Origin of the sequence: Streptomyces actinomycinicus (assembly GCF_016741775.1) — a bacterium.
Lineage (GTDB): Bacteria > Actinomycetota > Actinomycetes > Streptomycetales > Streptomycetaceae > Streptomyces > Streptomyces actinomycinicus.
The window spans coordinates 379,503-394,716 of record NZ_JAERRK010000005.1; the positions used below are offsets into that span (position 1 = coordinate 379,503).

Genomic DNA, 15,214 nt, shown 5'->3' on the forward strand with positions numbered 1-15,214 from the left:
GTCGTTACCAGCCCGAGGCGGTGTAGACGACGGCGCGGGCCGCCGGGTCGCCCCAGGCGAGTTCCCTGAGCAGGGCCGCGGTGCCCTCGTCGGGGTCGATGAGGGCGACGCCGCGGCGGGCGTACTCGCGGCCGAGTTCCGCCCCGACCATGCCGGGGTGCCTCCCGTCCGGCGCCCAGGGTCCCCAGTGGACGGTGAGCACGCGTCGCCCGGTACGGGCCGCCCAGTCGGTGCCGAGCGCCTCCAGGGCGTCGTTGGCGGCGGCGTAGTCGGCCTGGCCGCGGTTGCCGAGCACGGCGGCGATGCTGCCGAACAGGACGGTGAACGCCGGTGCGGTGGGCAGGTCGTCCAGGGCGGCGAACAGTGCGCCGGCACCGGCGGTCTTCGTGCCGTACACCCGCTGGAAGGACTCGGGGGTCTTCTCGGCGACCAGCCGGTCCTCGATCACCCCGGCGGCGAAGACCACGCCGTCGAGCCGGCCGTGCTCGGCGTGGATCTCCTTGACCGTCTGCAGGACGGTGTCCCGTTCCCGGAAGTCGACCGAGCGGTAGCGGGCCGCGCTGCCGAGCGCGGTGAGTTCGGCGAGCGTGGCGGTGATCTCCCGCTGGGCGAGTATCAGTTCGGCGGCCCGGTTGATCTCGGCCGGCTTCGCAGCACCCGGGCCGGCCGCGAGCGCGGCCCGCAGTTCGGTGGGGGTGCGGGCGGCCGCGGTGCGCGGGTCCTCGGGGGCGGCGGGCGCGGGCGTACGGCCCAGCAGCTCGACACGGCACCGGGAGGCGCCGGCCAGTGTGGCCGCGAACCGCGCGGTGATGCCCCGGGCACCGCCGACCAGCAGCACGACGGAGTCCCGGTCGAGCCCGAGGGCGGCGGCCTCGGCGGCGCCGTCTCCGGCGGGTCCGGCACCGGTGCCGGCGAGCGGCCCGAGTGGCACGTGCACCAGGTCCAGGCCCTGCCGGCCTCCGCCGGCCGTACGCAGCACGACGGGTGCCGGTGCCGGGGCGGCCAGCTCGGCGAGCACGGCGCCGGCGACGGCGGCCGGGGTGGTGTCGGCGACCGCCAGGACGCGTACCAGGAGGTCGGGGTACTCACGGGCGGCACTGCGGAACAGACCGTCCAGACCCGCGGCGCGCAGCGCTCCGGCACCGTCCGCCGGCCGCACGGCCAGCAGCAGCCGGGGCGCGCGGGCCAGGGCGGCCCGGAGCACCGGGAAGGCCTCCGGCAGGACCGGAAGGTCCGGGAGGTCCGGCCCGGGCAGCGCCCCGAGGTACAGAACACCGTCGACCGCTCCGTCGGCCCCGCCGACGAGGTGGCCGCGGTCGAGGATCACGGCGTCGGCGCCGTGTGCGGCTAGTTGCGCCGCGAGCCGGTCGGCGACGCCGTCGCCGTCGTCGCCGCCTGCACTCTCGCCCGTCCCCTCGCCGCCTGCGCGCTCGCCCGTCCCCTCGCCGCCTGCGCGCTCGCCCGTCCCCTCGCCGCCTGCACTCTCGCCCGTCCCCTCGCCGCCTGCGCGCTCGCCCGTCCCCGCGCCGCCTGCGCGCTCGCCCGTCGCCTCGCCGCCGAGGATGACGAACCGTCTGCCGGACAGGTCGGTGGCGCGGTCCGGGCCCGGCAGCGGGACGGGCCGCAGCTCGCAGCGTCGGGGGGCGGCACCGCGGGGGGCGTCGGCGGGACCCTGGGCGGCGTCGGCCGGGCCCGGGGCGGCGTCGGCGAGGCCCTGGTCCGCGTCGGCCGGGCCCGGGGCGGCGTCGGCGAGGCCCTGGTCCGCGCCGGCCGGCGGGCTCACCTGCTCCTGCGGCCCGGCCGCCCGGCTGTCGGTCACGCCGATCCGCTCCGTGAGCCACTCGGTCACGGCCGCCGTAGTGCGTGCCTTGGCCAGTTCTTCCAGTTCGGCGTCGTCCAGGACCTCCGCGCCGCCCGTGATGCCGAGGCGCTTGGCGAGTTCGCCGGCGATCTCGGCCCGTTTGATCGAGTCGATGCTCAGGTCGGCCTCGAGGTCCAGCCCGGGTTCGATCATGTCGAGGGGGTAGCCGGTGCGTTCGCTGATGATCTCCCGCACGACCCGCTCCACGTCGTCCGGCGGGCGGGCCGTGACGGAGTCGGCCCGCGGGGACTCGGGACCAAGGCGCTGGACCGGCTCCGCGGCCGGCGCCGGCGCCACGCCCTGAACGGCCTCCGGGCCCGGTACCGGTGCCACCGCCGGTACGGGTGCCACGGCCGGCACGGCTGCTGCGGCCGGTACGGGTGCTACGGGCCCCACGGGGGCCTGGGGCGGTGTGGCGCCGCCGAAGTACGTGAGCAGCACGTCGCGCTGGGCGGCGATCATCTCCCGGCTGGTGCGCAGGAACTCGGAGATCAGCGCTTCCCGGTCGGCCGGGGCGCCGGTGGGCCGGTCGATGGTCACAGGAGCCTCCACGACGCGTCGGGCAGGTGCGAGGGCACCGGGCAGGAGTGCCCCGTCGGCGGTGCGGACGAGGTGGCCGTCGACCGTCCAGCCGGGCCGCTTCGGTGCCGGGGTGCGCAGGGCGTCGACGGCGTCGCGCCCCTGGAAGAGCCACGCGGTGCGCACCGGCAGCCCTGCGACGGCGAGCCGGGCGAGGGCGTCGAGCCAGCCGGCCAGACCGCTGTCGGGCCGCGGCTCGCAGGCGACCGTGCGGTGCGGACGGTCGCCGAGGATCTGTCCGACGAGCCGGGTGAGGACCGTACCCGGGCCCGCCTCGACGAAGATCCGCGCGCCGGCCTCGTACATCGCCTCGACCTGGGCGGCGAAGGCGACCGGCGCGCCGATCTGGGCGGCGAGTTCGCCGCGCACGGCTTCCGGATCGGGCGGGTACGGCGCGGCCGTGCGGTTGGCCCACACGGGGAACTCGGGCGGCCGGACGGTCTTGTCCGCGAGGACCTTGGCGAACCGCTCCCCCGCGGCGGCCACGAGCGGACTGTGGAAGGCGCAGGCCACGGGGAGGCGGCGCGCGCCGAGCCCGGCCGCGCGCAGTGCTCGTACGGCGGTGTCCACGTCCTTTGCGGGTCCGGAAATGACCGTCTGAGTGGGCGAGTTGACGTTGGCGACGACGACCGATTCCGGTGCCGCGGCCGTGCGCAGGGCACGTACGACGTCCTCGGCGGGGGCGCCCACGGCGGCCATGGCGCCGGGCTCGTCGCCGGCCGCCGCCAGGATCGCGGCGGCCCGCTCGGCGCTCAGCTCCAGCAGTGTCTCCGGATCGAGGGCACCTGCCGCGGTGAGGGCGACCAGTTCGCCGTAACTGTGCCCGGCGGCCAGGTCCGGTTCGACGCCCGCGGAGGTGAGGAAGGCGTGGGCGGCGAGTCCCGTGACACCGAGGGCGGGTTGTGCCGCGCGCGTGTCGGTGAGCGCGGAACGGTGCCGCTCGCGGGCGGCGTCGTCGAAGGCGGCCGGCGGATACATCCGGTCGGCGTGGGCCCGGCCGAGGTGCAGGTAGTGCCGCAGCTCGGGGACGGCGATCAGGAGATCACCGAGCATGCCGGGGCGCTGGCTCCCCTGGCCGGGGAAGAGGAACGCGACCTGCCCCGCGGCCGGGGTGGCGCCGGGGGTACGGGTGGCGGGGTCGGCCAGGTGGATCCCGGCATCCGGTGCGTGCTCGTCGGCGAGGAGCCGCCGCAGCTGACCGGTCAGTTCCCCGACGTCGCGGGCCACGAACGCGGCCTGTACCGGATCGTGCGACGTGTCGGCGCGGTGGGCCGCCGCCAGGGCGAGGTCGCGCAGTCGCCAGGGGCTGCCCTCGGACTCGGCGGCCCGGAGGATCTCCGCGGCCTGCTCGCGTCCCGCCGCCGTGTCCCGGCCACGGAACAGGAACAGCTCGGCGGGCCAGGCGTCCAGACATTGCCGGGGTGGCGGGCCGTCCCCGTACGCCGCCAGTACGACATGGAAGTTGGTGCCGCCGAAGCCGAACGCGCTGACCCCGGCGAAGCGTTCGGCGGCCGGTGCCGCCCAGGGCTGGGCGCGGGTGTGGAAGACGAACGGGCCCGAACCCTCCGCCCAGGCGGGGTTGGGCCGCTCCAGGTGCAGGGTGGGTGGCTTGACCCCGGTGTACAGGGCGAGGGTGGTCTTGATCAGGCCGGCGAGTCCGGCGGCGCACTTGGTGTGCCCGATCTGCGACTTCACCGAGCCGAGCGCGCACCCGCCGGTCGCGGCGCCGGCCTCGGTGAACACCTCGCCGAGCACGGTCAGTTCGGTACGGTCTCCGACGACGGTCCCCGTTCCGTGCGCCTCCACCAGGCCGACCGAGGCCGGCGGGACACCGGCGTTGCGGTACGCCCGCTCCAGCGCGGCCCGCTGGCCCTCCGGGCGGGGCGCGGTCAGGCCGAGGGAGCGGCCGTCGCTGGCGGAGCCGAGCCCCTTGACCACGCCGTAGATCCGGTCGCCGTCGCGTTCGGCGTCCGCGAGCCGCTTGAGGACCACGCAGGCGACGCCCTCACCGAGGGCGATGCCGTCGGCGGAGGCGTCGAAGGCGCGGGACCGGCCGGTCGGCGAGAGGGCGTGGACGGACGAGAACAGGACGTAGTCGTTGATGCCGTTGTGCAGGTCGGCGCCGCCGCACAGCACGAGGTCGCTGGTGCCGCAGACGAGTTCTTTGCAGGCCGCGTCGAGGGCGGCGAGGGAGGAGGCGCAGGCGGCGTCGACGGTGTAGTTGGCGCCGCCGAGGTCCAGGCGGTTGGCGATCCGGCCCGAGATGACGTTGGCCAGCATGCCGGGGAAGGAGTCCTCGGTGAGCCGGGGCAGCTGTTCCGCCAGGCCTTCCGGGACATCGCCGTAGTACGAGGGGAGGACGGCCCGCAGGGTGACGGCGTTGGACAGGTCGCTGCCCGCCTCGGCGCCGAACACGACGGAGGTCCGGGAACGGTCGAACGTCCGTCCCTGCTCCCCGTATCCGGCGTCCTCCAAGGCCCGGCGCGCCGCCTCCAGGGACAGCAGCTGGACGGGCTCGATGCTGCCGAGCGAGGCCGGTGGAATGCCGTAGCGCAGCGGGTCGAAGGGGATCCCGGGCAGGAAGCCGCCCCACTTCGACGCGGTGCTGCCTGCGGTGTGGTGGACCGCGGGGTCCCAGCGGTCCGGCGGGACCTCTGTGACGGCGTCGCGTCCGGCGACGACGTTCGCCCAGAAGGTGGCGACATCGGGGGCCTGCGGAAACATGCAGGCCATGCCGACGATGGCGATGTCGAGCGGCGGGGGCGACGGGGACAGCGGGGGCGACTGGGGCTCGGCGGCGGACCGGAGGGGTGACCGTGCGGCGAGGAAGGCGGCCGCGCCGTCGTTCACCGCCCGGTGGAGGGCCGACACCGTGGTGGTCGCCGAACGGAGGACCGCGGCCTGGCCCGCCATGAACATCCCGTCGCTGAGCTGCCGTTCCTCGTCGACGTCCTGCAACTCGCCTTCGGCGGCGCGCGTCACACCCTTGCTGGCGATGCGCAGCCGGCCGACGTTCAGCCGTTCCAGCTGCTCCCAGACCTCCCGGTCGGGCAGGCCCCGCGCACGTAACGCGGCTTCCCTGGTCCGGTAGTCACGGGTGAAGGGACTGGGCACGCAGCGGGTGGCGTGGCCGGGCGCGGTCTCCAGCAGAATGGTGTCGGTGGCGGCGAGCACCTGTCTCTGGAACAGCGGCCGGACGGCCCCGTGGGCGACGGCCTCCTCGGTGAACAGGTAGGCGGTGCCCATGAGCACGCCGACGGCCGCGCCGCGTGCGGTGAGCGGCGCGGCCAGCGCGGCGACCATCGCCGCCGACCGCTCGTCATGGATGCCGCCCGCGAAGAACACCTCCAGCTCCCGCGCGGTCCCGTGCCCGGCACGGGCCCCCGCGTCCCCGTCCGCATGCGCTTCCCGGTCCGCCAGGAAGTCTTCCAGTACGCCGAGCTGGGCCTCCCAGAGCGGGAACGAGGCCCGCGGTCCGACGTGCCCGCCGCACTCGGACCCCTCGAAGACGAACCTGCGCACACCGGCGTCCAGGAACTGCCGCAACAGCCCCGGCGAGGGCACGTGCAGGAACGTGCGGATCCCGGCCCGCTCCAGCGCCTCGGCCTGGGCGGGCCGGCCGCCGGCGACGATCGCGTGCGTGGGACGCAGCTCCCGCACGGCGTCGAGCTGCGCGTTCCGGATGTCCTCGGGCGCGAAACCGAGCACGCCCACGCCCCAGGGCCGGCCGTCCAGCACGGCACGCGCCTCGGTCAGCATCGCCCGGGCCCGCTCGCCGTCGGCGAGGGCCAGCGCGAGGAAGGGCAGCGCGCCGTCCTCGGCCACGGCGACGGCGAATCCGGCCTGGTCGCTGACCCGCGTCATGGGTCCCTGGGCGACCGGCAACCGGGTTCCCAGCGCGGTGCTCATGGCCGCGCCGGGCCCCAGGGCCGGGCCGGCGGGCCCCGTCGGTACGCCCGCGGAGGCCGCCTCCCGCAGCGCTGCCGACAGCCCGCGTACGACGCCCCGCACGTCCCGCCACCGCTCGGCGAAGCCGGCGGCCAGGAAGCCGTCCTGGCCCACCGGAAGCAGCCGGCCGCGCGGGTCCCGTGCGCCGAGCAGGGCCGCGACCGCTTCCGGGTCGTCGGCGGGGGGCTGCGGGGCGTCCGGGCCACGTCGCCGCAGTACCCGGTGCCCGCCGAGCACCACGGTCTCCGAACCGTCCATGGCACGCAGTACCGCCCGGACCGTCTCGGGGAGCCCCGACTCGGCCAGCAGGGCGAGTTGGCTGTCCAGGACGACTCCGGCCGCGCCACCGGCCACGGCGGCGACCGCCGTGCGCGGGCCGATGCCTCCGCAGGCCCAGACCGGGTGACCGGCCAACTCCTCATCGGCGAGTAGTTGTTGGAGCAGTACGAAGGTGCTCAGCTCGCCGATCCGGCCGCCGCTCTCACTGCCCCGGGCGATCAGTCCATGGGCGCCGGAACGGATGGCGGCGCGTGCCTGCCCGAGATCACCGGCCTCGGCCAGCACCCTTGTCCGGACGGGTAATCCGGCGGCCGGCCAGGCCGCGTCAGGGGTGAGGACCACGGTGTCCACGGCACAGCCGAGATCCGCGGGGGTGAGGGCGCAGCGCCCGGTCACCCGTATCCCGAACGGTCCTGGTGCCGCCCGTATCAGCCGGGAGAGTTGTTCCCGGGCTCTTCGGCCGCCCGTACCCAGGTCGAGGACGCCGAGCCCGCCGGCGGCGGACGCTGCGGCGGCAAGACGGGCGTCGGGTTCCCCGAAGGGGGTGAGGCACAGGATCAGGTCATGGGCACGCACAGGGGAGGTCATGATGCTCCGGCACGATCGGCGAGACAGCACGGTGGGGGGTGTGCAGGGAGACACTCTGGTGCGAGGGCTGGAAACTAGCGAGGTCATTACTCGCGGGTCAATAACGCCGCAGCCTTTCGGTGTACGGTGACTCCGATTCGGCCAGCACGGCGAATTCCCCGCAAGGACAGATAAATCCAGCAATTCCCTGCACGGGTGGCGACGCCGGACCGCCCGGCCGCATACGCCACACCGGCGCAAGTCCGTCAAAGCGGCCGCCCACTTCGCCGAGGACTCACCTCGGCGCAAGCCGCCGGTACAGTCGGCCGAAGTCTGTAAATTCCGCACGCCGTCGGCCCCCTGGCTCGATCCGGCGCGCACTCCGGGACCACCGACGGTACGACCGGGGCCGCCGACGGTACGACCGAGGCCGGCCGGGACCGGCCGGGGCCACCGCCGGTACGACCGGGACCGGCCGTCACCGGCCGGCCCCGTCACCGCTCAGTCGTCGACCCGCCGGACCCGACCGACCCCACCGACCCCACCGGCCCGACCGACCCGTCCGGTCCGTTCGCTCCTCCACCCCCGTAGGGCCCACGCAGCCCCTGCGCCCGGTGCGGCCCCTGTGACCCATGCTTCGAGCCCGGTGTGCGCGGCGATCCCGGTGTGCCCGGCCGTGCCCCCTCTCCCTCCGGCCCGGCTCCGGAGCGCGGCACTCCGACCGCCCCCGCCCCCGGTGCCAGCACCCACCGCTGCTCCCGTGATCCGTCGCGTTCCGCCACCCCGACCCGCGATACGGAACGGGCTGAACGTGCCGAACGGCCGGAACCCGGCGTGAGGGCCAGGCCCTTGTGCCAGCGGAGCAGGATCTCGCCGCGGACCGTGAGGTCGTACGACACCTCTCCCGCGTGCACGACGCAACCGTCCAGCACGACGCGTTCCGTCCCGGGGTCGGCGGCGACGCAGAGCGCGGGATCGGCGGCGCTGCGCAGCAACCCGTCGTCCCGGTACGACCACTGCTGCGACACGGCCGACGAACAAGGCGCGAGCCGGAGGCCCGCACCCCCGGCGACCCGGCCCCCGTCGACGTCCAGGCAGCGCCCGGAGCCGAGGGCACGGAGGGAGCCGTGGGCGATCTCGGCGGACTCGCCGACCGAGGCGGCGGAGGGCGAGGTCGCCGAGTGCGCGCCGATGCCACCCGGTGTGGTGGTGTTGCCGGCGGGGGCACCCCAGGTGGCACCCGGGGCGGCGGCGACACCGTTGTCATCGGACCAGCTTCTGACCACGAGGACGGTGGCGAGCAGCGCGAGGGAGGTCAGCCCGACGCCGACGGCCACGGCCTTTCGGTGCCGGAGCCCGGGTCCGCCGCGGAGGCGGTGGTCCGCCCCGGAACCATTGCCGTACTCCGGTCCGGGAGCATTGCCGTGGTCCGCTCCGGAACCGGTGCCGTGGTCCGCTCCGCGACCGTTGCCGTGGTCCGCTCCGGCGCGGTGCCGGCCACCGGCCACCTGCGGGACGTCCTGCGGTGGCGGGTGCCCTGCGGGGTCGCAGCGGCCGGGGCGTGCGTCGACGTAGCGGCGGGCGCCCCAGCCGAGCACGGTCTCGGCGAGCAGCAGGGGCAGGCCACCGTCGAAACGGCCGAGCTGGTCGGCTGCGTACCGGCAGTGACCACAGACCGTCAGGTGCCGGCGAACCTCGGGCAGCAGGTCGCCGCCGCGGCGGATGGGAACGTCGAGGAGCCGGTTGTAGAAGCGGCATTCCCTGGCGGGCGCGAGTTCCCGGTGGGCACGCACGCAACCGGCGCGGAATTGCTCGCGCGCCTGCTCCAGGGAGGTCGTCGCGGCGGCCGTGTCGATCCCCAGCAGACCAGCGGGTATGTATATGGGTTCGGCTTCGACCTCGGTGTGCCAGAGAAGGCATTGCGCGGCACCGGGGAGCGCCCGGAATGCGCGTGCGGCGAGTTGCCTGCTTTCCGGCGTTCCGGGGTTCGTGGCGCGAAGACCGCGGCCGCCGGTGGTTTTGCGCAATTCCGGCAGAGTGACACAGGCCGCGTCGTCCGCGGCCCAGGTACGGACGATGTCACGGGCGGCCACCAGCAGTTGGGGCCGCAGGGCGCCGCCGATCACACCACCGGTCATGCGGGCCAGTACCTGGTGGAAGGCGGCGGTGGCCACCAGTTGCGCGGAGGGGCCGGCGGTGGCCAGACAGACGACGGCATAGTCGCAGGTGGCCCGCCAGTGCCGGGCGAGCAGCAGGGCGACGGCGGGATGGCGGGCGTCGTCCGGGCCGCCGAGCCGGGCGACGAGAGTGCGGTCGGACCCGCCGACCGGGCCGGGCAGGGGTGGGTACGGCGGGCGTGGGGGGTGAGGGGACTGCACGGAACCGTTTCCTTTCCACCCGCAGGACGGCATACACAACGGCGTCCTGTCGGAAAGCAGTGCCTGATTGGTGCGTACCAAAAGGGCAGGCCGCGACGTCGGCGTCGGCCCTTTGTCCTCCCGCGGGGAGGCTCACTTTCGCACACGCCGCTCACAGGAAACAAGAAGTTCGAAAGCCCCGACGGCAAAGTCGGTTTAACGCACAATGGTTACCGGCGGTATCACCGGCGAGCGCTTTGTCGGTTCCCTCAACTCGCGTGCGACACAAGCCGGATGCCCTACGAAATTTCCAACTCCGCGGCGCGCGGCGCCGGCAGGCCCTCACGCTTCCCCGCACGGCCCTTCACGTCCGGCCCGCCCGCCGGACGGCCCCTCGCTGACTTCCGGTCAAACCGTGGCCGACGCGCCGCTGCGCCCCTTCCTCCCTCGGACACGGTACGTGATGCTCTGCTCACCGGGGGAGAGCATCAGCTACGACCTACCACGGAGGAAAAGACGATGCCTCTAGGAACGATCGCCGTCTACAACAAGGCGGACGGCGTGGGCATCATCGCCGACGAGGACGGTGCGAGGCGCCCCTTCTCCGGCATGGAGACGCAGACCACCCGCGAGGGACAGCGGGTCGTCTTCGAGGTCGTCGGCGCCAAGGCCACCAACGTCATCGCCGTTCGCTGAACCGCCCCACGCACCTGTGCCCCGCCCCGGCACGACCGGGGCGGGGCACAGTACGGCTCGTACCACGCCGAAGCGGCGCGGTCACTTCCCCTGGTCGGTCGGCCGGAGCGTCCACAGGACGCTCATCTCGCCGGTCACGGCGCCGTCCGCGCGCCGGATCTCGACCGCCACGGGGAACTCGGGCCGCTGCCCCGCGTCGAGTTCGGCGACGACCTCGGCGGCCGGGCGGCCCAGCGTCGCGGTGGCGGTGACGGCGCCCATCGCGAGCTTCTTGTAGGAGATCTCGGCACTCACGGCGAGCGGCACGGCGCGCGTGAGCTGGTCCCCGAAAGCGGCCAGCACGATGGCGCCGCTCGCCGACTCGCCGAGGGTGAACATCGCACCGGCGTGCGGGCCGCCCACGTGGTTGTGGTAATCGCTCTGGTCCGGCAGGGACACCACCGCCTTCTCGGGGGTGGTCTCCAGGAACTCCAGGTTCAGGGTCCGGGCCATGGGCACGGTGGCGGCGAGCATCTCGCCGATCGACATCTGGTCTGCGCTCATGACCGGCATGTTACTCACGAGTAGCCGAGCCTGGCCAGTGAAGCGCACTAGGGTTACTGGCCATGTGGCCAGATCAGCAGCCGCCAGGGGGCGCGCAGAACCCGCAGCAGAACCCGTACCAGCAGCCGGGCGAGCAGCAGCAGAACCCGTACCAGCAGCCGGGTGACCAGCAGGCGAACCCGTACCAGCAGCCCGGGTACCAGCAGTACCCGCAGGCCGGACCGTACGGACAGCAGCCGCAGGCCGGGCAGCAGCCCCCGGCCGGATACGGTCAGCAGCCGCAGGCCGGACCGTACGGGCAGCAGCCGCAGTGGGGGCAGCAGCAGCCCGCCACCGCTCCGATGGCCCAGCCCCCGCAGGGCGGCGGGGGGCGTACGAAGCTGATCGCGATCGTCGCGGCCACCGCCGTCGTGGTCACCGCCGCGGTGACCGGCTACCTCGTGCTGGGCGGCTCGAAGGACGACGAGGCGGACAACGGCAAGGACGGCCGGCACACCGGCCCCTCCCGGACGGCGACCACGTCGCCCTCGCCCACGTCGTCCGCGACCGACAACCCGCGTGCGAGCGAGACCACGAAGCCGACGGTCGCCGGCTGGAAGGTCGTGATCAATCCCAAGTACGGCACGGCCTTCGACGTACCACCCGACTGGGAGGTGGAGCGGCCCGGCGTCTTCTCGTTCTTCGAGGACGAGCAGAAGGGCGACGGCTCGGCGTACATAGGCTTCTCCGCACCTTCGTTCCTGAAGCCGGACTACTGCACCGCCGAGAAGAACGGCACGAAGGAGTCGCACGCCCTCGTGGGCAGCGGCACGAAGGGCGAGAACGGCGCCAAGGACACCGCGAGCACCGCCCGCGGCGACTCGGCCGCCTTCGTGTTCGGCGGTTACACCGACCAGTCCAAGGCCGCCGAGAAGTACCTGAAGGTCGGCAAGCCGAAGTCCTTCACGACGGCGTCGGGGGTCAAGGGCAGCATCGCGACGTCGTACGTGGTCGGCGTGCCGAAGAAGAACAAGTGCGACACCGACGGCAAGGCCATCACGTTCGCGTTCAAGAACTCCACGGGAAGCTTCGTCTCGTGGACGCTCTACGGCGCCAAGGGTGTCAAGGACGAACTGCCCGACGCCACGGTCCACAAGATCCTGAGCACGGTACGGCTGCACGGCGACCCGATCGTGGAATGACCGGGGCTGCGGCCGCGGCACCACCGAAGCCGCCTCGGCGAGCCGCGCACGCGGCGGGGACGGCCGACCGGTGATCCGGCCCCCGGCTCCCCCGCCCGCTCCCGCCCCGGCGCCGTCTCAGCCGATGCCGAAGGCTCCGTCGGGGGGCTCGGGCGACGGTACCGCTTCGGCCTCCTCGACCGGCCGGGCGGAACCGGTGAACTCCCGCACCGCGGGCCCGTGTTCGACCCGCGCCGGGAAGACGTCCGCGGCGGTGCGCCGGGCCAGCGCGGCGATGTCCAGCGGCCGGTGCGAGGCCACGACGACCGCGTTGCCGAACCGCCGCCCGCGTAGCACCGCCGGCTCGGCGATCAGCGCCGTCTCCTCGAACACTGCGGCCAGATTGGCCAGTTGGGAGCGCAGGAAGCCGAACGGCGCCGCGTCGGCGAGGTTGGCCAGATAGACCCCGCCGGGCCGGAGCACGCGTTCGGCCTCGCGGACGCAGCCGAGCGTGGTGAGGTGCGCCGGTACCCGGGACCCGCCGAAGACGTCGGCGATCAGCACATCGGCGTGATCGTCCGGGGCGGACTCCAGCCAGGCCCGGGCGTCCCCGGCGTGCAGCACGACACCCGAGCCAGCCGGCACCGGCAGGTGCTCGCCGACCAGCTCCAGCAGCCCCCGGTCGGCCTCGACCACGTCCTGCCGGGACCCGGGCCGGGTGGCGGCCACGTAGCGGGGCAGCGTCAGCGCACCCCCGCCGAGGTGGACCACGTCCAGCGCGCGGCCCGCCTCGGCGGCGGTGTCCAGCACATACCCGAGCCGCCGTACGTACTCGAACTCGAGATGCGCCGGATCATCGAGATCCACGTACGACTGCGGCGCACCGTCCACGGTGAGCAGCCAGGCGCGCTCCCGGTCGACGTCGGGCATCAGCTTGGCGGTGCCGTGGTCGACGGCCCGGGTGACGGGTATGGCTTCGTTCACGCCTCCATTGTGGGGTCACCCCACCGAGGTCACCGTTCCCGCCCCCACGGTCCTGCCGCCCTCGCGCACGGCGAACCCGAGCCCGGGCTCCAACGGCACCTCGCGCCCCAGCTCCACGGTCATCTCCACGGTCTCGCCTGGCCGGGCGATGCCGGCCTCGCCGAGGTCGACGGAGCCGACGACGTCCGCCGTACGGATGTAGAACTGCGGCCGGTACCCGGTCGCGACCGGCGTCGTACGACCGCCCTCGCGCCCGGACAGCACGTACACCCGCGCCGAGAACCGCCGGGCCGGCACCACACTGCCCGGTTCCGCCACGACGTGCCCCCGCCGGACCACGTCCCGCGGCACGCCCCGCAGCAGCAGGGCGACGTTGTCCCCGGCCTGCGCCTCCTCCATCGGCTTGCCGAAGGTCTCCACGCCGGTGACCACGGTGTCGACGCCGGCGCCCAGCACCGCCACCCGGTCCCCCAGCCGGAGCGTCCCTCTCTCGACGGCGCCGGTCACGACGGTGCCCCGCCCGGTGATGGTCAGCACGTTCTCGACGGACAGCAGGAACGGCGCGTCCAGGTACCGCTCGGGCATGGGCACGTACGTGTCCACCGCGTCGAGCAGCGCCTCCACGGACGCCGTCCAGCGCGGGTCGCCCTCCAGGGCCTTCAGCCCGGAGACGCGTACGACGGGTACGGCGTCGCCCGGGTAGCCGTGGGCGGTGAGCAGGTCGCGGACCTCCAGCTCGACCAGGTCGGTCAGCACGGCGTCCTCGCCGTCGTCGACGGCGTCGGCCTTGTTGAGCGCGACGACGATGTGATCGACACCCACCTGCCGGGCGAGCAGCACGTGTTCGGCGGTCTGCGGCATGATCCCGTCGAGCGCGGATACGACGAGGATCGCCCCGTCGAGCTGCGCGGCGCCGGTGACCATGTTCTTGATGTAGTCGGCGTGGCCCGGCATGTCGACGTGGGCGTAGTGCCGGGTGTCGGTCTCGTACTCGACGTGCGCGATGTTGATGGTGATGCCGCGGGCGGCCTCCTCCGGGGCGCGGTCGATGCGGTCGAACGGCACGAAGGTGCCGGTGCCGCGCCCGGCGAGGACCTTGGTGATGGCGGCGGTCAGGGTGGTCTTGCCGTGGTCGACATGGCCCATGGTGCCGATGTTCAGGTGCGGCTTGGTGCGCGCGTAGGACGTCTTGGACATGGCTGTACCTCGAAGCCTCTCAGCCGTGAAGAAGAATGCGGGACCCCGGGGACCGGCCGACCCTCCCCCTGCGGGGTCCGCCGGACGATCCGGAGAGGGTCAGCTTCGGGCGCCGTCGACAGCGGCCACGAGGAGCGGGACGGCAGCCTTCGGGGCATCCGCGACGGCGGATGCTGCGAGGACGAAGGCGTACCGGAACATGCCGTCGATCATTGCCGACGGTTTGTCCGGCGTCGAATGGTTTTCGGGCGAACGGCTCGTGCGGGCGGGCGGGTTCAGGTGCCGATGTTCTTCAGTGCCTCCCGGACGGTCAGCGGGGCGAACCGGCCCCGCTCCCGTCCCATGAAGGCCCGCACGGCCTCGGGGTCGGTCTTGGCGTACTCGCGCAGTGCCCAGCCGACCGCCTTGCGGATGAAGAAGTCGGGGTGGCCGGACTGGAGCAGGCAGTAGGCGAACAGCCGTCCGGTGTCGGTACGTTCCTTGTGGCGGAGCTGGTGGAGCAGCGCCGTGCGCACGATCCACAGGTCACCGTCGGTGATCCAGGCGTCCATGTCGGCGGTGAGCCCCGGGTCGGCGGCGACCAGCGCCCCGACCACGTGCGCGGCGAGCAGGTCCACGGTGTCCCACCAGGGGACGGTGCCGACGAGGTACCGGGTCACCGGCAGGAATCCCGAGGAGCAGCGGCCCGCGTGCCGGCGCAGGAAGTCGACGGCGAAGTAGTGGTACTCGCGCTCGGGCAACTCCCAGCAGCGCAGGGCGACCGCGGTGCAGTCGGCCTCGTCCGGGCGGGGGGTGCCGGCGAGCACGGTGCGCGACAGGGCACGGCGGGCGGTGGTGGGGATGCCCAGGAAGGGCGCCACGTCCTTCATGTAGGCCCGCATGGCGGACGCCCGCGCGGGATCGGCGGCGGCCCCGTACGCCGCCGTCAGCCGTTCCAGCACGGTGTCGGCGAGAGCACTGCGCGGCATCTCCGGCTGAGCCGCACCTGTGACGGTCATGAGACGAACCATACGGCGATCAGACACGTTCGTCGGCTAATGTCA

General features: G+C 73.9%; 8 protein-coding genes. 2 read left to right on the plus strand and 6 right to left on the minus strand.

Translation table 11 applies throughout. The features are described 5' to 3' along the window. Window positions 1-4: 4 nt before the first annotated feature. Both JK359_RS13480 and JK359_RS13485 read right to left on the minus strand, forming a co-directional pair. Window positions 5-7,255 carry a type I polyketide synthase gene (locus JK359_RS13480; protein ID WP_201835303.1) on the minus strand — a complete coding sequence of 2,417 codons (7,251 nt, stop codon included), beginning with the start codon at window positions 7,253-7,255 and terminating at the stop codon, window positions 5-7. Between the two features lie 473 nt (window positions 7,256-7,728). Beyond that, complete coding sequence (locus JK359_RS13485; RefSeq protein WP_307788092.1) at window positions 7,729-9,612, minus strand: RICIN domain-containing protein; 1,884 nt, start codon at window positions 9,610-9,612, stop codon at window positions 7,729-7,731. 498 nt (window positions 9,613-10,110) lie between these two features. Between JK359_RS13485 and JK359_RS13490 the strand changes: the two genes are divergently transcribed. Then, window positions 10,111-10,287: a cold-shock protein gene (locus JK359_RS13490; protein WP_201835306.1), complete on the plus strand. Its 177-nt coding sequence runs from the start codon at window positions 10,111-10,113 to the stop codon at window positions 10,285-10,287. 81 nt (window positions 10,288-10,368) lie between these two features. Here JK359_RS13490 and JK359_RS13495 read toward each other — a convergent pair whose 3' ends face one another. Then, window positions 10,369-10,830 (minus strand): DUF4442 domain-containing protein, encoded by a 462-nt coding sequence (locus tag JK359_RS13495; RefSeq protein ID WP_201835308.1) that lies wholly within the window; start codon window positions 10,828-10,830, stop codon window positions 10,369-10,371. A 62-nt stretch (window positions 10,831-10,892) separates the two neighbouring features. On the opposite strand from JK359_RS13495, the gene JK359_RS13500 reads away from it, so the two are divergent. After that, window positions 10,893-12,011 carry a DUF8017 domain-containing protein gene (locus tag JK359_RS13500; protein ID WP_201835309.1) on the plus strand — a complete coding sequence of 373 codons (1,119 nt, stop codon included), beginning with the start codon at window positions 10,893-10,895 and terminating at the stop codon, window positions 12,009-12,011. A gap of 117 nt (window positions 12,012-12,128) precedes the next feature. Here JK359_RS13500 and JK359_RS13505 read toward each other — a convergent pair whose 3' ends face one another. The 3 genes from JK359_RS13505 to JK359_RS13515 all read right to left on the minus strand — a co-directional run bounded on the left by JK359_RS13505 (window position 12,129) and on the right by JK359_RS13515 (window position 15,169). Further along, complete coding sequence (locus tag JK359_RS13505) at window positions 12,129-12,974, minus strand: spermidine synthase (RefSeq protein WP_201835311.1); 846 nt, start codon at window positions 12,972-12,974, stop codon at window positions 12,129-12,131. 15 nt (window positions 12,975-12,989) lie between these two features. Further along, the gene (gene tuf / locus JK359_RS13510) at window positions 12,990-14,171 is read right to left on the minus strand and encodes an elongation factor Tu (RefSeq protein WP_201835314.1); all 1,182 of its coding nucleotides are present in this window, start codon (window positions 14,169-14,171) and stop codon (window positions 12,990-12,992) included. Between the two features lie 275 nt (window positions 14,172-14,446). Next, entirely contained in the window at window positions 14,447-15,169 is a 723-nt protein-coding gene (locus tag JK359_RS13515; protein WP_201835315.1) for a DNA alkylation repair protein, read from the minus strand. Between the last annotated feature and the right edge of the window lie 45 nt (window positions 15,170-15,214).

What these genes read in the sequence shown, in the direction of transcription:
- JK359_RS13480 (WP_201835303.1), bottom strand. Translation starts at nt 7,255, where the DNA reads ATGACCTCCCCTGTGCGTGCCCATGACCTGATCCTGTGCCTCACCCCC.
- JK359_RS13490 (WP_201835306.1), top strand. Translation starts at nt 10,111, where the DNA reads ATGCCTCTAGGAACGATCGCCGTCTACAACAAGGCGGACGGCGTGGGC.
- JK359_RS13495 (WP_201835308.1), bottom strand. Translation starts at nt 10,830, where the DNA reads ATGAGCGCAGACCAGATGTCGATCGGCGAGATGCTCGCCGCCACCGTG.
- JK359_RS13500 (WP_201835309.1), top strand. Translation starts at nt 10,893, where the DNA reads ATGTGGCCAGATCAGCAGCCGCCAGGGGGCGCGCAGAACCCGCAGCAG.
- tuf (WP_201835314.1), bottom strand. Translation starts at nt 14,171, where the DNA reads ATGTCCAAGACGTCCTACGCGCGCACCAAGCCGCACCTGAACATCGGC.
- JK359_RS13515 (WP_201835315.1), bottom strand. Translation starts at nt 15,169, where the DNA reads ATGACCGTCACAGGTGCGGCTCAGCCGGAGATGCCGCGCAGTGCTCTC.